Source organism: Rhizobium sp. CFBP 13726, from assembly GCF_014841925.1.
GTDB lineage: Bacteria > Pseudomonadota > Alphaproteobacteria > Rhizobiales > Rhizobiaceae > Neorhizobium > Neorhizobium soli.
This window is the reverse complement of record NZ_JACYUU010000003.1, coordinates 134,887-158,892: the sequence shown is the minus strand read 5'-3', so window position 1 is coordinate 158,892 and position 24,006 is coordinate 134,887. Positions and strand designations below refer to the sequence as shown.

Below are 24,006 nucleotides of genomic sequence, written 5' to 3'. Positions count from 1 at the left end.
CCGGCCGGATCATGCTGCGATCCCGGCCATCATCAGGCCCAGTGTCTGCTCGCCCGCCTCGCCCGACTTTTCGCCGACGACCTTGCCGGCGAACATGACAAGGATGCGGTCTGACAGAGAGCGGATCTCGTCGAGTTCGACGGAGACCAGAAGCACGGCCTTGCCGGCATCGCGCGTATCGATGATGCGCTTGTGGATGAACTCGATCGCGCCGATATCAACGCCGCGGGTGGGCTGGCCAATGATCAGCACATCCGGATCGCGCTCGATCTCGCGGGCGACGACGATCTTCTGCTGGTTGCCACCGGAGAAATTGGCGGTCTTCAACCGCGCATTCGGCGGGCGGATGTCGTATTTGACGATCTGTTCCTCAGCCTGCTTGCGGATCGCATCGAGATCCAGCATCGCCCCGCCATAGCGGCGGTCGCGATGATAGCCCAAGATGGAGTTCTCATATTCCTCGAATTTGAGGACCAGGCCCATATGATGGCGGTCTTCGGGAATGTGCGCGAGGCCAAGCGCGCGCAACATGGCGGGATCTGAACCGGCAATCGACTGGCCGTTGACGATGATCTCGCCGGATGAAGGCTTGCGGATGCCGGCGATGGCCTCCAGCAGTTCCGACTGGCCGTTTCCGGCAACACCCGCAATGCCGACGATCTCTCCGGCGCGGACCTCGAACGACACGTCGTCGACCATGGTCACGCCGCGGCTGTCCTTGACGGTGAGGTTCTTGACCGACAGCAGAACCTTGCCCGGATCGGCCTCGCCCTTTTCGACACGCAGCAAAACGCGGCGACCGACCATCAGTTCGGCAAGTTCTTCCACCGTCGTCTCAGCAGTCTTGCGCGTGGCCACGATCTCGCCGCGGCGCATGACGGAGACCGTATCGGTGATCGCCATGATCTCGCGCAGCTTGTGGGTGATGAGAATGATCGTCTTGCCCTGGTCACGCAGCACGCGCAGGACCTTGAACAGGTGGTCCGCCTCGGGCGGTGTCAACACGCCGGTCGGCTCGTCGAGAATGAGGATTTCGGCGCCGCGATAGAGGGCCTTCAGGATCTCGACACGCTGCTGGCGTCCGACCGGCAATTCCTCGATCACCGCATCAGGATCGACGTCGAGGCCGTAATCATCCTCCAGACGCTTCAGCTCCTTGCGGGCACTGGCCACGCCCCGGCGCAGCAACTGGCCGCCCTCGGCGCCCAGCATGACGTTTTCGAGCACCGTGAAATTTTCGACCAGCATGAAGTGCTGGTGCACCATGCCGATGCCCGACGAGATCGCGGCCTGGCTGTCGCGGATCGTCACCGGCTTGCCGGAGATGCGAATCTCGCCCTCATCGGCCTGATAGAATCCGTAGAGGATCGACATCAGCGTCGACTTACCGGCGCCGTTTTCGCCGATAATGCCGTGGATCGAGCCTTTGGCAACCGTGAGGTTGATGTTCTTGTTCGCATGCACAGCGCCAAACTTCTTGTCGATCCCGACAAGTTCGATCGCCGGCTCTTTCGCAGGTTCGAAGCTCAATGATCCGCCCTTCCACTGGATATACAAAAAGGGCGCATGACGACATCGATCGCCATGCGCCCTTTGATGGTTACCTGCTTACATCGGGCAGGCGTTGTCCGACATGTAGTCGTGAACCTTGACGGTGCCGGCAATGATGTCAGCCTTGGCCTTGTCGACGGCTGCCTGCATTTCAGGGGTGATCAGCGACTTGTTGCTGTCGTCGATCGCAGCCGAAACGCCGTCTTCCTTGACGCCGAGCGACTGGATGCCGGCCGTGAACTTGTCGTCCTTGAGATCCTTGTAGGCATTGTAGACAGCCAGATCGACGCGCTTGACCATCGAGGTCAGGACCGAACCCGGATGCAGATGGTTCTGGTTGCTGTCGACGCCGATCGAGAACTTCTTGTTGTCGGCCGCCGTCTGAAGCACGCCAAGACCGGTCGCACCTGCTGCCGCGTAAACGACGTCGGCACCCTGATCGATCTGGTTCTTGGTGAGCTCGCCACCGCGAACCGGGTCGTTCCAGGCAGCGCCGGTCGTGCCGGTCATGTTCTGGAACACCTGCGCATCAGGCTTTGCTGCCTTGACGCCCTGGGCATAGCCGCAACCGAACTTGCGGATCAGCGGAATATCCATACCGCCGATGAAGCCGACCTTGCCGGTCTTCGAGGCGAGGCCTGCGAGAACGCCGACGAGATACGAGCCTTCCTCTTCCTTGTAGAGAACGGAACGCACGTTCTTCAGGTCAACGACGGAATCGACGATGACGAACTTGGTGTCCGGGAATTCCGCGGCAACCTTCTCCATCGCCGATGTCCAGGCAAAGGAAACGGCGACGACCGGGTTATATCCGCGGCTTGCGAAGTTGCGGATAGCCTGCTCGCCCTGCGTATCGTCCTTCGGCTCGAAGTCGCGATAGTCGGTGCCGGTTTCCTTTTTGAACTGCTCGGCGCCGGCATAGGCTGCTTCGTTGAACGATTTGTCGAACTTGCCGCCGGTGCCATAGACGAGCGCCGGCTTGACTTCAGCGGCGATCGCTGTCGACGACAGCGCGGCCACGGCGACGAGGCTCAAAAGTGTTTTTTTCATCATTCAGCCCTGTTTTTTTAAGTTAGGTCCTCCCGCAGCGCCTCACAAAGGTATCGCTCACGGTCACCTGCCCCCCTCTTCGAAGGCTTGGCTGTCGAATACTCTTGCATGGGTGTTGGAAAATTTCACGAGATTTTTTTCGTTTGGTAAAAAACCACAGGCAGGTCGCAACCCTGCTCAAGGCTTCACCAAATTCGCGCCGGCGTCGCTCAAATCCATGGCGGCCTGGGATGATTTTAGGCAGCCAGCCCGGCTAGGCGACGGGATAGCTCACCCCTGTTCCGCGCAAGCCGCAATAGCCGCCGGGGTTCTTCGCCAGATACTGCTGATGGCACTCTTCGGCGTAGTAGTAATTGCCAATCGGCGCGATCTCGGTCGTGATCGAGACGTCACGCCCCGCAGCAGTCAATGCAGCCTGAAACGCGGCAAGCGCCTTGCCTGCCGCAACCACCTGCTCTGCCGACGTGGTATAGAGCGCGGACCGATAGGTCGTGCCGATATCATTGCCCTGCCGCATCCCTTGCGTCGGATCGTGCTCCTCGAAAAACAGCTTCAGAAGCTGACGGTAGGAGACGATCTCCGGGTCGAACACGACTTTCACGATTTCCGCGTGCCCGGTCAGCCCGGTTGTTGTCTCGTGATAGGTCGGGTTCGGGGTCAAGCCGCCCGCAAAGCCGACCGAGGTGACATGAACGCCCGGGACTTGCCAGAACAGCCGCTCGGCGCCCCAGAAGCAACCCATGCCGAAATACGCCACATCCAGACCTTCCGGATAGGGTTCCTTCAGCGCGCGGCCGTTGACGAAATGATGGTCCGACGTTGCGACCGGTGTCTCTCTGCCGGGCAGGGCCTTTTCGACCGATGGCATGACAGTTTTCTTGCTGAACATATCGATCAAGAACATTTCAACCTCCCGAGTGAGGCGCGCCTCGCCTGCCTCTTGCCCTATCTAGCAGAAAAACGCCCGAACGGCGCGGGTTTCCTGTATCCGACCATCCAGAAAAACAGTGCCAGCCCGAGAAAGATCGCAAAGGCCGGCTGCGCCAGAACCGGGGCCACGTAGGGACGCCAGATATCCGAGCCTACATAGGAATTGGCGGAAATCTCCGCCATCGTCAGGCCTTCGGGATCGAAGTTCAGCCAGGCATTGCCGAGGCTCGTCATGACGACCGAGGAGGAGGAAACCGAATTGACCGAGTCCATCGCGCCGGCGACGACGGCTGCGATGAGCGCCGCGAGGCTCAAAGCCCGCATCAGAAACCTTACCGTCCTCATCGCAGGCTCCCCTGATGGCACTCAATCGCTGCAGGAAGCAAAATAGTGGCAAGCCTGATCCGTGACAACGCATGACATAAGATTTGTGCAACTGGCGCAAATCGTCCAGATTCCGGTTGATCCTTGGAAATTCATTGGTATATATCGCGCCGACCGCTGCTTCGCCCAAGGCTTGCGTCGGTTTTAAGGACAGGTGGCCGAGTGGTTGAAGGCGCACGCCTGGAAAGTGTGTATACGTGAGAGCGTATCGCGGGTTCGAATCCCGCTCTGTCCGCCATCCCCATTAACTTTCGTAATCATTTCAACTCCTTAAGCGTCGTTTTGTCCAACAATCTCGATTTGTTGGGCGATTTTCTTTTGCCGGTCTGATCTTTCCGGCATCGTGTCGACGGCCGCATCTGCCATTTTTTGTTGATCTGCATCGCGGGTGTACCGCTCAACTTCTCTAAGTGAGAGGTGTCCCGTCACCGCCGCGATATGGTTAGCGCTGTTACCCGCCTCAGCAAGTCGTCGAGCTGCGGCCTTGCGCAGTCCGTGAGATGAGCAGTGAGGCAATCCAGCCTCATTGCATCGATCACGAAACCAGTTGCCGAAGCCGGCCGGCGTGAAGGGCTTGCCGAACGCCGTCAGCAAGAACGCAGGTTTGTCTGGTGGCGCCATTTCCAGCGCCTCCATAAGAGATCCATGCATTTTGATTTTGAGAGGCGTCCCGGTCTTTTCCTGCCGAACAGAGATCCGGTCTTTACTTACGTCTTTCCAGCCGAGCTTAACTGCATCGCCCCGCCTCTGCCCCGTGTAGAGCATCAGCGCCATAGCGAGACGCGGCTTTGTTCCGATAGGGTGTATCGCTTCGTAAGCTCCGATTTCCGCCTCTGTCCACGTGTGAAAACCCTTGGTCTTACTGCTGTAGCCTTTCAGCGCCAGCGTCGGGTCTCGGGCAATCCACTCAATGTCGATCGCATGCCGCATAAGAATGCGCAGCATGCGAAGATAATTGTTCGCAGCGGCCGGCGTGGCGCTTTTCTTGCCGATGATCGCTTTCACGTGCTGCCGCCGCAGGTCCTTCACCATGCGGTCGCCGTGGTCCTGGCGCACCCTTTCGCAGATCCCGCGATATGTCGTCTGTGTGCTGCTCGCGGTCCCCTTGAATTCCGGCGAGGCATAGTAAGAGACCACCAGCGCGGCCATGCTGCCGGCCTTTGTGCGCGCCTTCCCTATTTCGCCATGCGCAGCTTTCTCGCTGCGGAGCGCCGCCTGATATTCCTCGTCGAACGCGTCAGAAGGAAAGTCAGATTTCAGATAGGTTGAGAACAGGCCTTTGCGGAACCGCAAGCGCACATTCTTGTAGCGATCCCGTGCCGGCGAGACGTATTTGGGCAAGGCAGTGCGGGAGCGTCTAGCCATCGAGAACGTCATCCCACGAGTTGTCAGAGCCGGCCCGAGGTGATGAGGACTTAGACAAGATCCGGATGCTGTCACGGGTAGCGATGACCTCACCGATCTCCATTCCCGCCTGCATCGCACCACGAATGGTGCGAGCAATGTCGGACTGACGGATACCTGTGTTCCGCGATTTGCGGGGACTTGCTCCAGGAGCTTCATCCATCACGCGCCCCCTGGCGGTTTTTCACCGACTGCATCGTAGAGCATGTAGCGAACACACATGATCTGTTCATCAGCCAAATCGCATAGCTTCCAGAATGCCTCTCGGTCCTCCCCTTCCAGCGCATGAGACGCCATGCTGGCGGCATGAATGTATGTCCTGACAATGCCAAGAGCGTCGATGCAGCTATATACCGCTCGTTCATCCACGGTGCTCATGCCGCACCGCCTTCCTCGTAGAACGCGCCAATCCACACTGAAAAAGTCTCGCTATCTTCCGCTACCGCCACCTGTCGTCGGATGCGATCTGCATTCGGATGCATCTCTTGCACCACTTCACAAAGGCTTTGCAGTGCCATCTCAAACCGCTTTTCGAGCGGAGGACGCTGCAAGCTTTTGAGGATGACCATCCCGGACAAATCTTCGTTGCCGCTGTGGATTTTCTCCGGATAGACGCAGGCAAAAAAGTCGCCGTCTAGGTAGTCATTGAGAACCCCAGACATCTCCGAAGCCAGGCGATTGAAGTGATCGATAGGAGGCTCTGATGGCTTAGGTAAGCGGTCCATTTTCTCGCTTACCTCAGCGAGCACCACGGTCGGCAACGTTGCCGCCGTGCTGGCGGCGGCGATGGAAATGAAGTTACGCCGCGAGAGGGTTGAACTCTTGCGGTTTTTCGTTATATGACTTCCTTGCATTTGCTAATCCTTTCAGGATGCAAGAAAAGCCGAAGCGATGTTTTCTCAGGACCGCGCTTCGGCTTTTTCATTTTCGTTGATCTGCTGTGCCGCGAGGCCCAGCAGGATAAGCTTACGCACCGCACCGGCACGCGTCCGGACGCGATTTTCAAAACTCCAATCATCAATCTGTTCGACCATGTTGGGCTCCATCATGACCGGAAGCCGTACCGTTTTAACTTGCATTCTCGAAGTCCTACAAAAACGATGCAATCCGCACTGCATGTGCCGATATTTAATCAATTGATCTTTTTTAAGGGTTAGTCAATACATACGGGCGCAATGTGTGCCGTTTTATAGGTGAATGATGGTCGAGCCACGTGAAAACCGTGTCCATATGTATTTGTCGAATGACGAGAAGGACGCGATCGATGACTGGCGATTTCAGCACAGAGTCGCCACAAGATCTGAGGCGATACGGCGGCTTTGTCAGATCGGACTAATCTTTGATGAAAATCGGAGGAAGCTGGTCGAAAAATATCAAGCAGAAACTGATGCTGTGTTCAGCCTAATGGCGGTTGTTCGAAGTATCAGCGAGAAAGATCCAAGTGAGCTATCCGAGCTAGAGCGGACACTCATAATGAGATCACTTGATGTGGTCATGGCATCTGCCTCGTTGCTTCCTGTAATTCGCACGACAACCGGTTTAGCGAACAACTTTAAGTCAGAACGCCAGATTGAAGAAATCATGGCGGAGGCGAAAGAAATCTTGGCAATCGACGAGGATAGGGGCGACGACCTCAGATCCGAGACCACCCCTCCCCAATCCGAATAACGTTGGACAGCCCATCTTCCGGCCGAATGGTTCGCTGGAAGTGGCCGTGCTTCACTGCCACCCGCACCGCCGATTGGATCGTGCTTTTTCCGACGCCAGCGATCTCTGATATCTCCGCGTGGGATAGGGAGCACTTTCCCCTTTTCAGGATCTCGTCGCAAATGACGCTGACAACTGCCATCTGTCCTTCGGTGTAGCTCCCATACCATTCTTCAGGCGCAATCCCCTCGCCTGCCCACCTCCGGCGCTTGCGCTCGTCTCTGAAATTCATTTGTAGCCTCTTGATTAAAACATTCTCGTTGGGAAGATTTAAACGCTGCTCGGCCGGCCGAAACAGGCGAAGGTTCGCCAACTTGGCAAAGCTGGTCATGCAAACGACAAGTTGTCGCTCGCATGGTGCGGTCGAAGTAGAGTCGCCAACTTGGCGACTCCTCTTTGCGGTTTGGAGGGTACCAAAACTTTTGGAACCCTGTGGCGGGCTGGAATGCTTTGCCCGTCTCGCGAATTTGGCGAACGGGCAGCGGACGGACGTGGCGGCAAAGTTTGCCATGACGTTGCGATCTGGAATGGTCCAGCATGGGCGAGTGCGCAGGCATTTGTAAATCTCGACTTTTAGCTATCCAAAGTCAGAAAGGCAGTATCTGTGGCAACCGATGATGATGTTAGAAGTGTGCTGAATAGCCTGCGACCGCAGGCAGAGACATGGTTTAAACTCAGACGACATCCAGGCATGTCGGACGCACTTGGCGTCCCAAATATATTCACGATAGCTGCACCGCTCATCGACGCAATGCAAGATCATCCAGAATTTTCAGTAGGTTACAACCGCTACTTTTGCTCGAAGCAACTCGTAATCGGACCTCAGGACCAGGCTATAAACCTACTTCGCTTTTCTATCCGCCAAGGATCTCCAGATGCCGTTGCTTGGTATCATCGAGTACTAAAAACCGAAAAAACAAATCTCGAATTAGCGGGCCGTGTGTTGGGCCTCGCCGTCAGCTCCTCGCACCGCTTCAGTAACGGCGTCAGCTTCAGAGATCTAGCTGAATTGCCGGATACGGAGAACTTCAACGCACTGAAAGTTGATGGGGCGAAATGGTCCATCGATCGAACTTCGGTCGCAAGCATAGACATCGGAGCTGCCGATGGTGGCAGCGTCTATGATAATGGTATCGAGCGTGTGAGTAACGCAAAAGAGCAACTGAGGGCTACGGTCAATTCATTGTCGTTATCTGAAAAATGCAACCCTATCGTTGCGGAGACCTGGATCAATTTCCTAGACCCTGACTTGCAAGCTGCTGAGTATTTTCGGATATGGAGCAGAAGCGAAACTGAGGGTTCTCTTCCCTTAGGTGGACTTACTCTGTCTTGGCGAGAAGTTCATTGGGTAGAAAAATTTTTGCAGTGTCCAAAAGAAGTTATGGACGCCTGCAAGATCCCTTTGGAGCGCCTGAATACCGCACGGCGGCGCCTGTCCGCCGGTGATAAGGCTCTCGACGGCGCGATCTGCCTTGAGACACTTCTTTCTGGGCAAGGATCCGGGGAACTTACTCACAAAGTTTCGGTGAGAACTGCGCTTCTGCTGGGCAAATCGCTTAATGAGCGTAAAGAGATTCGAAAGCGAGTGCGCGACTTTTATAGCCTTCGCAGCGCTGTTGTTCACGGAAGCACAAAGCGGAAAAGGCCAGATGATGACCGACGGACGGCAGAAGATGGCTTGGAGCTCTGCCTGGCAGTCCTTCGCGCCGTTATCGAAAATAAAACTGCTCCCGCCCCTGAAGAATGGGAGCTTACCGGCGGCCCACCGTGGAACCGCTTCAATTCAATAACACCCTAACAAAGTAACTGACGGTGACCTCCCGCGCACGGCCCCTGAAGTCTTCGCAACGCAGATTTTTGCTATTCCCATTTTTGCGATAACAACTGGCATTTTTTTACAAGAAAGAGTTTCTCAACACTATCTAGATTCGCAGGACGAATATCCACTTCCTGCGTCGGACCAAGTGTCAAACCTGGAGTATGGATAGGATGAGGAAACCTCAATCGACAGAAGAGTGGCTAGCTCTTCGGGCAGGCTTGGTCGCCCTTTTCGTCCTTCTGGGCTGCGTTGGTTTTGCGTGGGTAAGCCCTCGTATATCTGCTGATATGCTCTGCGCAAAAGATGAAGCCTGTATCCGCGAGTGGGCATCCGTGCTTGGAGGGTATTTTGCATTCGCAGCGGCCTACCTCACCATACAGAGGATGAAAAGAGACTCGGAAGATGCACTTAAATTCCAAAAGCAAAATGTGAAAATTTCGATGAGGCGCGATTTTGCGTTAGCGCATGTAGTTGAGCAGCAGTTGTTTAGTGCAGAGGAATACTTGATTAGTTTGGAGGATATAAACAGAGATATGGCCGATAAGGCTTTCGAATGGAACCACGTTGGCTGCTCACGTGTCGTCGATTCAGCTCGCCAGCTACAGCAAAGCTACGGGACCGAGATAATGGAGCTTTTCGAGGTAATGCCCCCTGTGAAACCTAGTGTTTCCATGCAGGTAAAGCGGCTGGAAAAGCTTATAAATAACTTTGATGCTGCACGAGAGCTGGACATAGCTATAAAAACACGACGGTCAGACGACATATATGCCCTAAAAGATCTATTTTATAAGTGTGAACTGAACTTAAAATATACTAGCGGCTTCTCACGTAAGTGCTGGATTTCATATTCCAACGCGACGTCAGAATTTCTTAAAGAATGGGATCAACCGTCGAAACTTCGCACAACATCTGAAACGTGACATGATGATTTCAGTGTTGCTACTGTTGCCTGGGGGGCGAGATGGAGAGATTACTAGCTCTAGTGACGATGTTAGCGCTTGCTGGCTGCGGCGATAGCGATGAAGTCCAGGAGATGAAAAGGATTAGGGATGAGAACCTTGCTCGGTATGCGACCATTTCCAAGTCTTCGGCCGTTGATGATGGGTGCCTCATAGGCAATAAGGTCGACAGGAAAGAGCTTGCGTTAAACAGCGCTTATGAAATCCGAAATGCTCCAAACGGCGAAAAAAAATACAATCCCGTCGCTTCTGAGGCTTTGAAGAGACCGTACTATTACCAGATCGACACCTCGACGACAGTTGAACAGAAATGTGCAGATGGCGACTGGACGCTCGTCAAAATCACGTCTCCAACGTGGCTGGCCGATCGAGAAGGATGGGCGCCGAACATCGTTTTTCGGAACATCGAGCGATCCAGCGACGGAGCACGCATTTATGTAGATACGGATTTATACTGGGATGAACACAGCAGCCCTTACAAAAGATCTATTGTTGCCAAAATCAATGAGATCAGCCGTGAGACCAGATGCAGAGAGATTCAGCCTGATACCATCGCGATGTCGCCGACAAGAAGCTTGCCTGGCAGGCCCGTATTCTTTGTGACTTGCGGGACGGGTGCCGGTGCTTTCAATGTATGGTTTGAGCCTAACTGAGCAGCTGGCATATGAATGAGCCAAGCCGTTTTCAGCGAATGTCAAAGCATAGCGTCAATTTCTGAAACGCTGTTTTCCGATACTGTATTTTTCGCCTTCACAGGCTAAAATTGCGCCCTTTCTGCTCGTGGTTTAGAGGACTTATGTCGGAACGGTATGTGCTGTGGCTAATCGGACTGATGTTTGTAGTAGTAGCTGCTGCAACCGTTCCCGCTGCTATATGGTCGGGTACTAGCGATCGCGTGGGCCGCTTCGTGTATGACTATCAAACCCTGATCACAGGTCTGCTGGCAGTTGCTGCGGCAGCATTGGCAGTTTGGCAAGCGCGTCGAACCGACGAAAAAAGTAATGCCCGGCACACGCAAATCTTGGAATTATCACTTCGGGCAGATAGGCTTCGCGTTGAGCGCGCAACAAAACCGCTGGCCGAAGAGTTAGCTTTGAGTTTCAAAAAATTGGAGCATCTTTGGACGATTTTTCCCAAAGATCGCCCAAGAAAAGAGCACCGCACGTTTATCCGAATAAACGCGTATCATCTGTTGTCGTTACACCAGACAATCGCTGCGATGCTCAACGATAGGGCGGTGGAGGATTGTCTGCCTCTCTTCGATGGTCCCCTTTACGGCAGTATCACAAAACTGAAATCCATCCTCGATGACACAGCGACTTTGATCGCTGACGTGGCCGAGTTTGAAGATCTTGGGTCATATAGCGACGCGGATATGTTTGCTTCTGACGAACGGCTGATTGACGGGCAAGATCAAATTGCGCTGTTCATTCAGAACAGCCGCGGGTTTGAAATTATTGCCGGGATGCGCAAGCTCGCCGCAGAATATGCGGTGGACGCGTAGCATCACGCATCTCGGTGTGCTGCGAAAATTGCGAACTACTGCAAAAACTGGTGCAGAAATTTTCGGCGTATGCCTTCTTTCCTTCGTAAATGATGCTGGAAAAACTTGGATGATTCTTACTAGGTAGATGTTCGGGTGGTGGGCTAACGAACGTCGACGCCGTAGGCAGCAATCTCCGAAACACCATCGCCAGTGTAGGCGTCCGATCCGCTTGCATCTGTCATGGGGCGGCGGAATTGAACCGAAGCCGCCGCCCCACTCGTCCTAGCCAGCGATCGCGGCCAGAGCGTCTTCGAAGTCACCATGGATCAGAGCCGCCGCACGCTTGACCGCAAAGGCCAGGCGCTCTTCGGCGCGAATGGTCAGCATGTTCTTGATGAAGTTGTCGCGGTCCTCATCGGAAACCAACACTTCCGGGTCCATGCGGTCCCAGATCTGGGTTGCCGTCTCGAAAGCGCCGACGAGGAAGTCACCCCGCGCCATACTGTTCGTCCAGACCACCGGAAGGCCCCACAGCGTGTTCGGACCACCTGACCACGGGCCATTCGAGAGGTAGTTACCGTTCGCATCCTTCTGGCGCAGCATATCGAGCCAGTCCCGAGTGTTGAGGATGATGCCGGAGGACGGCAGATCGGCTTCTTCGGCCTGGCTGAGCGCATGGCTGATCACGTCGATCCGGGTATCGCCATCCGTTACACGGGTGATATCGAACGCGGTCGCCTGGGGAACCATGCCACGCAGGTTCTGGCCGAGGCCGTCGCCGTACAGGAGCTGCGTTTCTTCCGCGAAGGCCAGGCCGTAGCGGAGCGATCCATCGACCAGGGTTGCGAGCTGCGGCGCATCTTCCATGACCTGCCGAGATGCCGGGATCCAGTGAGCAATCGTGCGGACAGGGGCCTGATCGAGTTCGTACTGGATGTTGCTTTCCGGCTTCTGCGCTGTTTCCGCGACAACGGCCGCATTGTTCACGAAAAGCGTTTCCTTGAAGTATTCGACTGACCCCGAGTTAGTCCGGCCCTGCCCGAGAAGTGCGCGGATTGTCATGCGACGGCGCGGAAGCATCACGCCGGACGCCTGGCGATCCGGCGAGACCAAAGCGCCCCCGGACGTGCTTACGGAAGTGATCGCGTTGGCAACGGGGATCTTAGCCTTGCCCTTGCAGCTGTTGGCCACGAAGGCTTGATAGTCGGTGCTGGCGGCGACGGTTTCGCCCCAAGTCGCTGCAACACCACTTCCGCCGCGATTGCGAGCGCGGCCGACCGCACTCTGCTCGACGTCCAGCTGGCGTGTTTCGAGTGCTTCGATACGGTCGGCATGTTCGTCGACCTGAGACTTGATTTCTGTCCCGACCCGCTGGAGCTCCTGCTTAACGTCGCCCATCAGGCGATTGAGCTGGCGCTGCTCACTGCGCGATGTGCCTTCGTCGTTGCGGACAGATCCACGAACAGCCAAGGGTGCCGCGCCGCTCATAAGCGCGAGAGATACGGAAGGCATGCGGTGCTTTTGCATGAGAGTTTGCCTCTACGTGAGGCGGGACCGGTGCATGAACTGAGATAGCGCTACCAATCGCCGCCGTTGAATTGAACGGTGGGAAAAAACCGCTGATAGGCGGTCATTTGTCGATTGGGTCGGCAGCGCGAGGCCATGCCGGTGGTCCAAGCGTGTCAGGCACCAGGCTCTGACACTCGCAGCGCGAAGCATGCGTTGGTTCACAGGTAGGGGACGCGCCGATTTCTGTCAAGCGGGCCTCGTCGCCTTCGTCGTGGGAAAACGGCGCATCGCCGTTACCCGTCTTGATGAGGCTGAGCATTTTCCGCCGCGCACTCATCGGCCAGCCCTTCGCCCGCAACGCATGCTCGACGATACGGACGGCGGAAGGCTTGTTCGGATCTGCCGCCGGCCGAGAGACGACAGCGGAGCGCCGCGTTTTCTGTCCAGGCTGCCGAGCTTTGAGGACGCGCGTCATTGCAGACCCTTCCGATCGAGCGCCCCGGCCTCGATGCGCGCCGCCAGGTCGCGGAACGCAGCGGCCGTGCGCGCCTTGCCTTCATTCGCGCAGGATTGCGCGGCCGCAAAGGTCAAGATCCGGTCGAGCATCAGCGGTACTGGTACGCCAGCGTCATCGACCATCATGTGTGCCGCGCCCGTGATGAGCCGGTCGCAGAGTGCCTTCTGCTCGTCAGTCTGTGATTGGATTTTATGGGTCATGTGTTTGGCTTTCACTTGTCGAGAAGCTGGAGGATTTCCTCGTCGGTCGGATCTCGACCGTCGAAGCGGCTGCGGAACTCCGCCAGCACGCGCCGGCCATCCGCCTGGTACTTTCGGCTGTAGCGGCGACTTCGTTCTGCCTTGCATTGGAAGGAACACACCTCGCGACGCGAGCCTTCGGCTTTCTCGAAATCGGCGCCACAGATCGTGCAACTGCACGTGATCAGAGGCCGTAAACTTAATCGGGAAATATTCCCCAAATCATTGCTCGTGGGCATGTTTTATCAAATCTCCTCAATGCGTTAGCAATCTGCATAGGTCGGAATTGAGTTCAGTGCGGGCTTTGCGGGAAAATTAAACGGGCCGCAAAATAAAATGTGTGAGTGAGGGGGACGCGGGTGCAGGCGAACGAGGGTTTTCAGACTTTTCACCCGCCCCCCACCGTCAACCCCGAGGCATGCATCCGGTTGACCAGGAGCACTGCGCCTTCGCCGCGACGCTTCATCTCAGCCGCCGTTGCCAGCTCGCTGACGTCTTCGGTGATCCACTCGATGAAGCGATCGTAACCCGATCCGCAGCAGCGCATCATGTCTAGGTTCCACCGCTTCAACGCTTGCTCCCTTGCAACCTGATGGTGTGACGGCGTTCGCCTCTCACTCCCTCTCCAAAGCCCTTGCAACGGTTGCTCCGATCTTCTCGGGATGATGCTCTCAGCGGCAGTGTGTGAAGCCTGAGAGGGACGTATTGGTTTATTAGATTGGTTACTCGTATTGGTTTGTGGGGCGTTTTCGCCCCCTTTGAAGGGGCGTTTTCGCCCCGTTGAATGGGGCGTTTCCGCCCCGTTTGGACCAGCATCCGAATGGGGCGTTTTCGCCCCGTTGCCACCCCTCATCTTGGCATCCCAATCGCGCACTAGACGGTTGAATTCGTGCCACTGTGGGGCGTAGCTGGCGCGATGCCCATTCCCTCCGTGACTGCTCTTCGTAAACAGCCCTGCCTCGCAGAGCTGCGCTGTAGCCGTCTTCACGGTTTTGGTGTCAATGCCGAGGAGGCGCGCCAAGCGCTCTGTGCCGGGATCGCATTGACCAGTCTTTCGATTGAAATGATCTATCAACGCGCTGCCTACCCGGTGAGCCGCAGCGCTTACCGGTGAGAGACTGATCGCCTTGTATGCAAAGAGGATGTCATTGGGCTTGAGGGCCACCTGTCAGCCCTCATATTCCATCCGGTGAGCGAGCTTAGACGCCTCAATCGCCTGCAAACTTGTCAGGTCGAACGTGCGCCGCAGGAAGGGGAGTACAGGTCCCCTCACAGCATCGCGATTTCTCACCAGCCACTTGGCTGCGGCCTCTATTTTGTTGGGAACGCCGTTAGAAACAGCAGTCTTTTCAATGAGGCAAATCTGGCTGTTGGGCTTGCTAAGTATCTGGTGGGAAAGAGGCGGGAGACTTCCGCTCTGTCCGCCATCACTTCCCAACCCAATCTTCAGACTTCCCCCGTTGAACATCCCGAGCGCTAGTCGATCTGGCTGCGGTGTTCCAGATACCATTCGACGAAAGCGCGAACGCCTTCGTTAAGGCCGATCTCGGGTTTGCGGCCGGTCAGTGCGAGCAGCAGGTCGGGGCTTGCGAAGGTGCGGGGGACGTCGCCCTGCTGCATCGGCAGCATTTTCCGTTTCGCCGGTTTGCCCATGATCTTCTCGATCGTTTCGACGAAATCCATCAGACCGGCAGGCTGACCACCGCCGATATTGACGATGCGGAACGGACCCTGATGCGACAGCGTGTCGATACCGGCGACGCGGTTGTCTTCAGACGGAATGATCGACGCGAGATCCACGATCGAATCGACGAGGTCGTCGATATAGGTGAAATCGCGGCTCATCTTGCCTTCGCCGTAGATCTCGATTTCCTGATCCTCAATCATCGCCTTGACGAATTTGAACAAAGCCATGTCCGGCCGGCCCCAGGGGCCGTAGACGGTGAAAAAGCGGAAGGCCGTGGTCGGGATCTTGTAGAGATGGGCGTAGCTATGGGCCATCGCCTCCATTGCCTTCTTGCTGGCCGCATAGAAGGTGAGCGGCTCGTCGGCCTTGTCGGTTTCGCGGAAGGGAATATCCGGATTGGCACCGTAGACCGAGGAGGTCGAGGCCAGCAGAAGGTGGCCGACATTGGCTTCGCGGGCCGCTTCGAGCACGTTCCACGAGCCGATCAGATTGCTGTCCAGATAGGCCTTGGGGTTTTCGAGACTATAGCGGACGCCCGCCTGGGCGGCGAGATGGACGATCACGTCAGGTTTGAATTCGCGGATTGCCGCCTGCAGCGTTTCCCGGTCTTCCAGCATCGCCTCGACGGGGCGGAAGGAGGGAAACTGCACGAGGCCGGCGACGCGCGCTTCCTTGAGCTTGAGGCTGTAATAGGGCGTCATTCCATCGAAGCCGAGAACCTCTTGACCATCTTGGAGCAGACGCCGCGCCAGATGGAAGCCGATAAATCCCGCCGTGCCAGTGATGAAATACCGCATCGATCGTCCCGCAATTGCTTTGCGTAACGTCATAACCGCTTGATGCGACTATGGACAGACCAATTAGTGGAACAGCCGCAGCCTTGCCGGCGGCGTTCCCTGACGGCCATTCTTGCGATCCACCGCAAACTGGATGAGATCCATGGAGGCCTGATCGGTCAGGGGCTTCGCCATAACGCCCACAACGCCTGAAACTCCGGATGCGACAAGACCCGGATTGCCCGTGATCATAATGACGATGATGCCGAATTCGGCAAGCGTCTTGGCGATTTCAGGACCCGTCTCCCCATCCGCCAGCCTGACATCCACGAAAGCGATGTCGGTCTCGCGGGTGTAGTTCAAGGCAACGGTCATGTCGGGTGCAATGCCCACGACATCGTGCCCGCTGCGATGGACGGCATCCTCGATGTCCATGGCGACAAGCAAGCTGTCTTCGACAATCAGAAATCGGTATTCCACATCAAATTCCTCTGCGCGTTGAAGGAAAACATAGGCGGAAGCGCGGCAGAGGCAAGCCCTGCTCCACATCCGCCGATGCCAAGAGCGCCGCACAACGTTACATCCGGTTACGAAAGGTGACAACCGCTCCGGAACGAGTTTGCAAGTTCTACCGTTGTTAGGCCCGAGCGTATAGAAAAAGGAGAACCACCATGAAGAAGCTGACATTTGCTTCCTGCATCATCCTCGCGACAGCCTTTACCGGCCAAGCCTTTGCACAGCAGGGTACTGTTACAGGCGCCGCAGGCGGCGCGGTCACCGGCGCGATCGTTGGCGGCCCGGTTGGCGCTGCAGTTGGTGGCGTTATCGGCGCCGTTGCCGGGACAGCAATCGACCCGCCACCGCGCGAAGTCGTGACCTACGTCCAGGAACAGCCGCTGCCTACCACCGCCTACAGGGTCGAGCAGCCGATCGCCGTCGGCAAGCGGATCCCGCAGACCGTCGTCGTGACACCTGTGCCGAGCAATCCGAAATACGCGTACACGGTCGTCAACAACCAGCGCGTCATCGTTGATCCGGAAACCAACACCNCCGGCGAGCTTCCTCGCCGGGCCTTTTTGATTGCGGAAATGACTAGACGACGACCTTCTGGTCGACGCGGTCTTCCTGACCGAAGAATTTGAGATACCGCTCGACTTCCGACGGTTCGCCGGTTGCCTTGCGGGGATTGTCGGAAAGCTTGACGGCGGGGCGGCCATTCGCTTCGGTCACCTTGCAGACGACCGAGATCGGCTTGAGACCGGCGATTTCCTGTGGCGCACAATCGGCAAAATCATTGGTGAGGTTTGTCCCCCAGCCGAAGCTCATGCGTGCCCGTCCCTCGAAATGGCGGTAGGTATCGACGATTGCTTCGACATCCAGACCGTCCGAAAAGATCAGAAGCTTCTCTCGCGGATCACGCCCCATCTTGTTCCACCAGGCGATGATCTTTTCGCCGCCTTCAATGGGCGGTGCGCTGTCCGGCCGGAAGCCGGTCCAGTCGGCAACCCAGTCCGGAGCGTCGCGCAGGAAGGCGGCCGTGCCGAACGCATCGGGAAGCACGATCAAGAGGTTGCCGTGATAAAGCCGGTTCCAGTCTTTTAGCACCTGATAGGGTGCCTGGCGCAGGTCCTCATCTGTCTCCGCCAAGGCTGCGGCCACCATGGGAAGTTCGTGCGCGTTGGTGCCGACGGCTTCGAGATCGGAATCCATTGCCAGGAGCACGTTGCTCGTCCCGGTAAAGGCGCCGCCGATCCCTTCCTTCAGGGCTTCGACACACCAGCGCTGCCACATGAAGCTGTGGCGGCGCCGCGTGCCAAAATCGGAGATACGAAGACCGGGAAGCGTGCGCAGACGCTCGACCTTCTCCCACATCTTGGCCTTGGCACGGGCATAGAGCACATCGAGGGTGAAATAGCCGAGCGTCCGCATGGCCGAGCGGGACCGCATCTCGTTGATGATCGCCAATGCCGGGATTTCCCACATCGTCGTCTCCATCCACTTGCCGTGGAAGGTCAGCTCGTATTGGCCGTTATGCTTGGAAAGTTCGTATTCCGGCAGTTTAAAGGTCGACAGCCAGGTCAGGAATTCCGGCTCGAAAATCTGCTTCTTGCCGTAGAAGGTGTTACCGGTGAGCCAGATCATTTCCTTCTTGGAAAGACCGACAGTGCGGGCATGGTCGAGCTGCTCGCGCAAGGCAGCCTCGTCGATTTCCTCGGCGAGCCTGACGCTCGTCGTCCGGTTGATGACCGAAAAAGTCGCGTTGACGTCCGGATAAAGTTTCCAGATCATCTGCAGCATCAGCAGCTTGTAGAAATCGGTGTCGATCAGACTGCGTATGATCGGGTCCAGCTTCCAGGTGTGGTTATAAACCCTGGTCGCAATATCAGTCTTCGTCATGCCTGCCCCTGCCCGGCCAGACGGCCGGCTCCACCACATCGGCGTCTCGCGAGATTTCGAAACCCTGCGCCAATCCCGGGCAAAGTCTTATCGGCAAATGACTTGGCAAGTCCAGAACGCAATTCGGCCGCGAGATCGCGGCCGAACGAGACGGGCCAATCATGGATTTCCGGAGGGACGATCATTGGTTGTCGGGGCCTGCGGCTGGGTGACCGGCGCGTTGCTGGGTGCTGCGCCGGTGGAGTTGCCAGGTGTCGTGCTACCAGCCGGCGGCGTGGCGGTCTGCTCCGTCGGAGCATCTGTCGATTCGCCCCACCACTCGGCGCCGCTCCAGGCGACGACCGCAAGAACGAGACCGCAAACCAGCACGATCAGCATCGGCTTGCCGTAGGAACCCTGACGCGCTTCGGTCGCAGTTTCCTGAACCGGTGCGCCGTTCGGGTTGGAACTTGTGCCGCGCGAGACGTTCGGTGTGGGTTTGTCGGCATCGAAACGGGTGTTCATGATCACTCCTCCATTGCCGGCATCATCGTCGTCACGCCGGTCCATGCCAGCTAAACCGCGGGTTGGTGCGAATGGTTCCGTTTAGGCCCCGCGGGATTGGGAACAGGGGCTAATAGCCGGCTGTGCGGTCCACGACGTGCTGCAGTGCCTCACCGGCTTCGAACCGCTGCATCTGCACCTCGGCATTGCGAAACAGTGCGCGGATATCCGATGCGGAGGCTGCATGCGGCGTCACGATGACGTTGTCCATGGACCAGAAAGGGCTCTCCTTCGACAATGGCTCCTGTTCGAAGACATCCAGTGACGCTCCACCCAGCATGCCAGTCTCGAGCGCCGACACGAGATCGGCCTCGACCTGGCTGCCGCCGCGGCCGGCGTTGATGAAGACCGGTTTGCCAAGAGCGCCGCCCTGGCGAAGTTTTGCAAACAGCGAGGAATCGAACAGGCCGCGGGTCTCCGGCGTCAGCGGCAGGAGGCCGACAAGGATATCGGTGCGGCCGAGAAATGCATTCAGCCCATCGGCATCGAACGTCTCGACGCCCTCGATCACCTTGGCACTGCGCGACCAGCCGATGACATTGAAGCCCATGATCTTCAGCTTGGCGACAGAATCGAGACCGAGCTTGCCGAGACCCATGACGCCAACCGTCAGGTCCTTTGCCTCCGGCTGGGCGAGTTCGCGCCACTCGCTGCGACGCTGCTGGGCAAGGTAGGTCGGCATCTGTCGCAGATGACTCAGCGCCTGCAAGACTACCCATTCGCTCATGCGTGTCGTCAGGCTCTGGTCGACGAAGCGGACGATCGGGCGATCCGGCAATCCGGGGGTGGCGAGGATGGAATCGACGCCGGCGCCGCCGGAAAAGAGCACGTCGAGGTTCGGCGCGCGCTGGAAGAGATCGACATCCGGCTTCCACATGACCGCATAGCGCGCCTGGGACAGATCCGCCGCCTTGTCTGCGGCATGCAGGATGGTTCGCCCGGGGAAGGCGCCCTCGAGGGCCGCGTGCATTTCACGCTGCTCGAATTTGAGATCGATGACGACCGCGCCTTTTTCGGACATGTCCTATTCCCGGATTTTGAGATTACTGATTGATGGCGCCGGCTTCGACGGCTTCCAGGTTGAAGGCTGCGGCCATGAGGGCACGGGTATAATCCTCGCGGGGAGCCCGGAAAATCTGATCGGCCGGCCCCTCTTCGACCACCTTGCCGAGCCGCATAACGATGACGTGGTTGGCGAGCGCCTTTACCACCTTCAGGTCATGGCTGATGAAGAGGTATGCGAGGTTATGCTTCTTCTGCAGGTCGCGGAGAAGATCAACGACCTGCGCCTGCACCGTCATGTCGAGCGCCGATGTGGGTTCGTCGAGCATGACGAAGCGCGGCTTCAGCACCATGGCGCGGGCAATCGCGATACGCTGCCGCTGGCCGCCGGAGAATTCATGCGGGTAGCGCCAGCGCGTGGCCGGATCGAGCCCCACTTCGCCAAGCGCCCAGACGACGCGGGCATCCCGCTCGTCGGCCGAAAGCTGGCTCTCGTGGACCTTGAGACCCTCGGCAATGATCTCGCCGACCGGCATGCGCGGGCTGAGCGACCCGAACGGATCCTGAAACACGACCTGCAGCCGGTCGCGGAACGGCCGCATCTGCTTGAAGGAATAGTTGCCGATATCGTTGCCGATGAAGACGATGCGGCCTTCCGACGAAATCAGCCGGGCGAGCGCCAAGCCCAGCGTCGTCTTCCCGGAACCGGATTCGCCGACGACGCCGAGCGTTTCACCGGCGCGCAGCGTCAGGTCTACACCATCGACCGCCTTGACGTGATCGACCACCCTGCGCATGAAACCGGCCTTGACCGGGAACCAGACACGGATGTCCTTGCCTTCCATTACCACAGGGCTTTGCGGATCGACGACCGGCGGTTCGCCGCGCGGTTCGGATGCCAGGAGATGCTGGGTGTAAGGGTGCTGCGGCTTGGTGAAGACGTCCTCGACGCTGCCGGCCTCGACAATCTTGCCCTTCGTCATGACGCAGACACGATCGGCGAATTTGCGCACGATGCCGAGATCGTGGGTGATGAACAGCATCGACGTGCCATGCTCGCCCTTTAGCGCGCGCAACAGATCGAGGATCTGTGCCTGTACCGTGACGTCGAGCGCCGTGGTCGGTTCGTCGGCGATCAAGAGTTTCGGCCGGTTGGCAAGCGCCATGGCGATCATCACGCGCTGGCGCTGGCCGCCCGAAAGCTCGTGCGGATAGGCCTGTAGGCGCTTTTCCGGATCGCGGATACCGACCTGGTTCAGCAGTTCCAACGTACGATCCCGCGCCGTCTGGCCGGAGACGCCCTGATGCAGGTCGAGGATCTCGCCGATCTGCTTCTCGATCGTGTGAAGCGGATTGAGCGACGTCATCGGCTCTTGAAAGATCATCGTGATGTCGTTGCCGCGCACGCGGCGCAGGTCAGGTTCCGATGCCTTCAGGAGATCGCGGCCATCAAACAGGATCTCGCCGGAGGGATGGCTTGCCGCTGGATAGGACAGAAGCTTGAGGATGGAATTGGCCGTTACCGACTTGCCGGAACCGGATTCACCGACAAGCGCCAGAACCTCGCCCGGGTTAATGTCGAACGACACCTTGTCGACGGCAAGCGTCGTTGCGCCGCCCTGATGGAAGGCGACGGAGAGATCACGCACGGAGAGAAGCGGTTCGGTCATGGTTTCACCCAAACGTCTTTCTCGGATCGAAGGCATCGCGCACAGCCTCGCCGATGAAGATCAGCAGCGACATCATGATCGACATCGTGAAGAAGGCCGTGAGGCCGAGCCATGGAGCCTGGAGGTTGTTCTTGCCCTGGGCGATCATTTCACCCAGCGACGGCGATCCGGCCGGCATGCCGAGGCCCAGAAAGTCCAGCGAGGTCAGTGTCGCAATCGAGCCCGACAGGATGAAGGGCAGGAAGGTCAGGGTCGCGACCATCGCATTCGGCAAAAGGTGCCGATACATGATCGTGGCATTGCCGACCCCCAAGGCGCGGGCAGCCCGGACATATTCGAAATTGCGGGCGCGCAGGAATTCCGCACGCACGACGCCGACAAAGCCCACCCAGGAGAACAACAGCATGATGCCGAGCAGCACGAAGAAGCCCGGCGGCAGGATGGCTGCGATGATCAGCAGGATATAGAGGACCGGCATGGACGACCAGATCTCGATGAAGCGCTGCATCAGAAGATCGACCCAGCCGCCGAAATAGCCCTGAATGGCGCCTGATGTCACGCCGATGACGGCCGAACAGATGGTGAGCGCAAGGCCAAACAGGACGGAGAGACGGAACCCGTAGATCATCCGCGCCGTCACGTCGCGCGCCTGGTCATCCGTGCCGAGCCAGTTGAGGTTGCCGAGGCTGCAATTGGGATCCTGTGTGCCCTGCGGATAGGCCTTGCAGCGTTCATCGGCAGACATCAGCCAGAAGGGTTTTGTCGGCGCCGAATGGGGGATCTGCGAATTCACCGTTTGATAGGAATAGCGGATCGGCGGCCATATCATCCAGCCATTGGCCTCGATTTCCTGCTGGATGAAGTCGGAGCGGTAATCCGTCGTGGCGAGAAAGCCGCCGAATTTCTCTTCCGGATAGTCAATCATCACCGGATAGAGGATTTCGCCCTTGTAGGACGCAATGATCGGCCGGTCATTGGCGATGAACTCGGCGGACAGCGCCAGAACGAACAACACCATGAAGATCCAGAAGGACCAGAAGCCGCGCTTGTTGGCACGGAAATTGGCCAGCCGTCGCCGATTGGTCGGCGACATCAGCGGGCGCTTGACGGGGATTGCCTCGGACGGTGTCACGGCAGGTGTCTGCATCACACGTCCCTCCGCTCGAAATCGATGCGCGGATCGATCCAGGTATAGACGAGGTCGGAGATCAGGCTGACGACAAGGCCCATCAGCGAGAAGATGTAGAGCGTGCCGAACACGATCGGATAATCGCGGTTGATGATGGAGAGGTAGCCGAGGCGGCCGAGCCCATCCAGCGAGAAGATGTTCTCAATCAGCAGTGAGCCGGTAAAGAAGGCCGAGATAAAGGCGCTCGGGAAACCGGCGATGACGATCAGCATGGCGTTGCGGAAGACGTGGCCATAAAGCACCTGCCGCTCGTTGAGACCCTTGGCGCGGGCGGTCGTGACATACTGTTTCTTGATCTCGTCGATAAAGGAATTTTTGGTCAGAAGCGTTGTCGTGGCAAAGGCCGATAGCGACAGCGCGATCAGCGGCAGCGTCAGGTGCCAGAAATAGTCGATGATCTTCTGCCACCAGGTGAGCTGGTCGAAATTATCAGAGACGAGGCCCCGCAGGGGGAACCAGTCGAGGAAGGAACCGCCTGCGAACATCACGATCAACAGGATGCCGAACAGGAAGCCCGGAACCGCATAGCCGACGATGACGATGCCCGACGTCCAGACGTCGAAGGTCGAGCCGTCCTTGACCGCCTTGCGAATGCCGAGCGGGATCGAGATCAGATAGGACACGATCAGAATCCAGAAACCGAGCGAGATCGACACCGGCAGCTTGTCGATGATCAGGTCGATCACGGATGTGTTGCGGAAGAAGCTTTCGCCGAAATCAAAGCGCGCGTAATTCCACATCATGTCGAGAAAGCGAGTGAGCGGCGGCTTGTCGAAACCGAATTGCTGCTCGAGCTTCTTGATGAATTCCGGATCGAGCCCCTGGGCGCCGCGATAGCGCGATTCATCGCCACCGCCGCCCTGACCCATGAGATCGCCACCGCCGCCCGAAAGGCGGTCGCCGCTATCCTGTCCCTGAACCTGCGCAATGATCTGCTCGACAGGACCGCCGGGCGCAAACTGCACGACAAGGAAGGAGATTGCCATGATGCCGACCAGCGTCGGGATCATCAGCAGCAGGCGACGAAGAATATAGGCGCCCATCAGAGCACCCTGCTTTTCGGCTGTGGCCTGATATCGGACGAAACTCCGGACGCACGTCCGCTTCGCACGTCTGCTGGGACTGCTCTCGCATCACCGAAATCCGGCGCAGGGGTCAAACGGCAATCCTCATCGTAGGTGCGAATC

Annotated in this window: 26 protein-coding genes, 1 tRNA gene and 2 pseudogenes; 7 read left to right on the top strand and 22 right to left on the bottom strand. The window is 57.7% G+C overall.

Annotated elements, in window-relative coordinates:
- Window positions 1-9: 9 nt before the first annotated feature.
- The 4 genes from IFT66_RS14750 to IFT66_RS14735 form a co-directional block, all read right to left on the bottom strand.
- Complete coding sequence (locus tag IFT66_RS14750) at window positions 10-1,530, bottom strand: ABC transporter ATP-binding protein (RefSeq protein ID WP_113109323.1); 1,521 nt, start codon at window positions 1,528-1,530, stop codon at window positions 10-12.
- Window positions 1,531-1,608: 78 nt separating this feature from the next.
- Window positions 1,609-2,601 (bottom strand): BMP family lipoprotein, encoded by a 993-nt coding sequence (locus IFT66_RS14745; RefSeq protein ID WP_062580101.1) that lies wholly within the window; start codon window positions 2,599-2,601, stop codon window positions 1,609-1,611.
- A 253-nt stretch (window positions 2,602-2,854) separates the two neighbouring features.
- Window positions 2,855-3,505, bottom strand: coding sequence for a peptide-methionine (S)-S-oxide reductase MsrA (gene msrA, locus IFT66_RS14740; RefSeq protein ID WP_192078081.1), 651 nt, complete (start codon window positions 3,503-3,505; stop codon window positions 2,855-2,857).
- Window positions 3,506-3,546: 41 nt separating this feature from the next.
- Window positions 3,547-3,876: a hypothetical protein gene (locus tag IFT66_RS14735; RefSeq protein WP_062454139.1), complete on the bottom strand. Its 330-nt coding sequence runs from the start codon at window positions 3,874-3,876 to the stop codon at window positions 3,547-3,549.
- A gap of 187 nt (window positions 3,877-4,063) precedes the next feature.
- Here IFT66_RS14735 and IFT66_RS14730 point away from each other — a divergent pair.
- Window positions 4,064-4,153 (top strand) — tRNA-Ser (locus tag IFT66_RS14730).
- Between the two features lie 32 nt (window positions 4,154-4,185).
- On the opposite strand, the gene IFT66_RS14725 is transcribed toward IFT66_RS14730, so the two are convergent.
- From IFT66_RS14725 to IFT66_RS23750, 4 genes are all read right to left on the bottom strand, one after another.
- Entirely contained in the window at window positions 4,186-5,292 is a 1,107-nt protein-coding gene (locus IFT66_RS14725; RefSeq protein ID WP_192078080.1) for a tyrosine-type recombinase/integrase, read from the bottom strand.
- 189 nt (window positions 5,293-5,481) lie between these two features.
- Window positions 5,482-5,697, bottom strand: coding sequence for a hypothetical protein (locus IFT66_RS14720; RefSeq protein ID WP_192078079.1), 216 nt, complete (start codon window positions 5,695-5,697; stop codon window positions 5,482-5,484).
- Window positions 5,694-6,173: a hypothetical protein gene (locus IFT66_RS14715; RefSeq protein ID WP_192078078.1), complete on the bottom strand. Its 480-nt coding sequence runs from the start codon at window positions 6,171-6,173 to the stop codon at window positions 5,694-5,696. The genes IFT66_RS14720 and IFT66_RS14715 overlap by 4 nt, the downstream gene beginning before the upstream one ends.
- Window positions 6,174-6,218: 45 nt before the next feature.
- A complete protein-coding gene (locus tag IFT66_RS23750) occupies window positions 6,219-6,353 on the bottom strand; it encodes a hypothetical protein (RefSeq protein WP_274604852.1) in 135 nt (44 codons plus the stop codon).
- Window positions 6,354-6,516: 163 nt separating this feature from the next.
- Between IFT66_RS23750 and IFT66_RS14710 the strand changes: the two genes are divergently transcribed.
- On the top strand, window positions 6,517-6,987 hold the full coding sequence (locus tag IFT66_RS14710) for a hypothetical protein (RefSeq protein ID WP_192078077.1): 471 nt from the start codon (window positions 6,517-6,519) through the stop codon (window positions 6,985-6,987).
- Here IFT66_RS14710 and IFT66_RS14705 read toward each other — a convergent pair.
- Entirely contained in the window at window positions 6,953-7,357 is a 405-nt protein-coding gene (locus IFT66_RS14705) for a hypothetical protein (RefSeq protein ID WP_192078076.1), read from the bottom strand. The genes IFT66_RS14710 and IFT66_RS14705 overlap by 35 nt on opposite strands.
- Window positions 7,358-7,717: 360 nt before the next feature.
- Between IFT66_RS14705 and IFT66_RS14700 the strand changes: the two genes are divergently transcribed.
- The 4 genes from IFT66_RS14700 to IFT66_RS14685 all read left to right on the top strand — a co-directional run bounded on the left by IFT66_RS14700 (window position 7,718) and on the right by IFT66_RS14685 (window position 11,308).
- Window positions 7,718-8,824, top strand: coding sequence for a HEPN domain-containing protein (locus IFT66_RS14700; protein ID WP_192078075.1), 1,107 nt, complete (start codon window positions 7,718-7,720; stop codon window positions 8,822-8,824).
- Between the two features lie 191 nt (window positions 8,825-9,015).
- Complete coding sequence (locus IFT66_RS14695; RefSeq protein ID WP_192078074.1) at window positions 9,016-9,765, top strand: hypothetical protein; 750 nt, start codon at window positions 9,016-9,018, stop codon at window positions 9,763-9,765.
- Window positions 9,766-9,806: 41 nt separating this feature from the next.
- Window positions 9,807-10,457, top strand: a complete 651-nt coding sequence (locus tag IFT66_RS14690) for a hypothetical protein (protein WP_192078073.1) — start codon at window positions 9,807-9,809, stop codon at window positions 10,455-10,457.
- Window positions 10,458-10,636: 179 nt separating this feature from the next.
- Window positions 10,637-11,308, top strand: a complete 672-nt coding sequence (locus IFT66_RS14685) for a hypothetical protein (RefSeq protein ID WP_192078072.1) — start codon at window positions 10,637-10,639, stop codon at window positions 11,306-11,308.
- Window positions 11,309-11,572: 264 nt separating this feature from the next.
- Here the strand turns inward: IFT66_RS14685 and IFT66_RS14680 are convergent, their stop codons facing one another.
- The 7 genes and pseudogenes from IFT66_RS14680 to IFT66_RS14655 all read right to left on the bottom strand — a co-directional run bounded on the left by IFT66_RS14680 (window position 11,573) and on the right by IFT66_RS14655 (window position 16,498).
- Window positions 11,573-12,802 (bottom strand): phage major capsid protein, encoded by a 1,230-nt coding sequence (locus IFT66_RS14680; RefSeq protein ID WP_207105887.1) that lies wholly within the window; start codon window positions 12,800-12,802, stop codon window positions 11,573-11,575.
- A 468-nt stretch (window positions 12,803-13,270) separates the two neighbouring features.
- Window positions 13,271-13,516, bottom strand: coding sequence for a hypothetical protein (locus IFT66_RS14675; protein ID WP_192078070.1), 246 nt, complete (start codon window positions 13,514-13,516; stop codon window positions 13,271-13,273).
- Between the two features lie 11 nt (window positions 13,517-13,527).
- Entirely contained in the window at window positions 13,528-13,794 is a 267-nt protein-coding gene (locus tag IFT66_RS14670; protein ID WP_192078069.1) for a hypothetical protein, read from the bottom strand.
- Between the two features lie 149 nt (window positions 13,795-13,943).
- Window positions 13,944-14,105, bottom strand: a complete 162-nt coding sequence (locus tag IFT66_RS14665; protein ID WP_192078068.1) for a hypothetical protein — start codon at window positions 14,103-14,105, stop codon at window positions 13,944-13,946.
- A gap of 411 nt (window positions 14,106-14,516) precedes the next feature.
- Window positions 14,517-14,720: pseudogene (locus IFT66_RS23940) on the bottom strand (hypothetical protein); the annotation flags it as partial.
- Window positions 14,721-15,031: 311 nt separating this feature from the next.
- Window positions 15,032-16,039 (bottom strand): NAD-dependent epimerase/dehydratase family protein, encoded by a 1,008-nt coding sequence (locus tag IFT66_RS14660; protein ID WP_192078067.1) that lies wholly within the window; start codon window positions 16,037-16,039, stop codon window positions 15,032-15,034.
- 63 nt (window positions 16,040-16,102) lie between these two features.
- A complete protein-coding gene (locus tag IFT66_RS14655) occupies window positions 16,103-16,498 on the bottom strand; it encodes a response regulator (protein WP_062454141.1) in 396 nt (131 codons plus the stop codon).
- 191 nt (window positions 16,499-16,689) lie between these two features.
- Between IFT66_RS14655 and IFT66_RS14650 the strand changes: the two are divergent.
- Window positions 16,690-17,067: pseudogene (locus tag IFT66_RS14650) on the top strand (DUF1236 domain-containing protein); the annotation flags it as partial.
- A gap of 43 nt (window positions 17,068-17,110) precedes the next feature.
- Here IFT66_RS14650 and pncB read toward each other — a convergent pair.
- The 6 genes from pncB to IFT66_RS14620 all read right to left on the bottom strand — a co-directional run bounded on the left by pncB (window position 17,111) and on the right by IFT66_RS14620 (window position 23,862).
- On the bottom strand, window positions 17,111-18,415 hold the full coding sequence (gene pncB, locus IFT66_RS14645) for a nicotinate phosphoribosyltransferase (RefSeq protein WP_113109321.1): 1,305 nt from the start codon (window positions 18,413-18,415) through the stop codon (window positions 17,111-17,113).
- A 159-nt stretch (window positions 18,416-18,574) separates the two neighbouring features.
- Window positions 18,575-18,919, bottom strand: a complete 345-nt coding sequence (locus IFT66_RS14640) for a hypothetical protein (RefSeq protein ID WP_139283899.1) — start codon at window positions 18,917-18,919, stop codon at window positions 18,575-18,577.
- 109 nt (window positions 18,920-19,028) lie between these two features.
- Entirely contained in the window at window positions 19,029-19,979 is a 951-nt protein-coding gene (locus IFT66_RS14635; RefSeq protein WP_192078065.1) for a 2-hydroxyacid dehydrogenase, read from the bottom strand.
- A gap of 22 nt (window positions 19,980-20,001) precedes the next feature.
- The gene (locus tag IFT66_RS14630; protein ID WP_192078064.1) at window positions 20,002-21,630 is read right to left on the bottom strand and encodes an ABC transporter ATP-binding protein; all 1,629 of its coding nucleotides are present in this window, start codon (window positions 21,628-21,630) and stop codon (window positions 20,002-20,004) included.
- Window positions 21,631-21,634: 4 nt separating this feature from the next.
- Window positions 21,635-22,777: an ABC transporter permease gene (locus IFT66_RS14625; RefSeq protein WP_192078063.1), complete on the bottom strand. Its 1,143-nt coding sequence runs from the start codon at window positions 22,775-22,777 to the stop codon at window positions 21,635-21,637.
- Window positions 22,777-23,862, bottom strand: coding sequence for a microcin C ABC transporter permease YejB (locus IFT66_RS14620; protein ID WP_062454147.1), 1,086 nt, complete (start codon window positions 23,860-23,862; stop codon window positions 22,777-22,779). Before IFT66_RS14620 ends, IFT66_RS14625 begins: the two co-directional genes overlap by 1 nt.
- Between the last annotated feature and the right edge of the window lie 144 nt (window positions 23,863-24,006).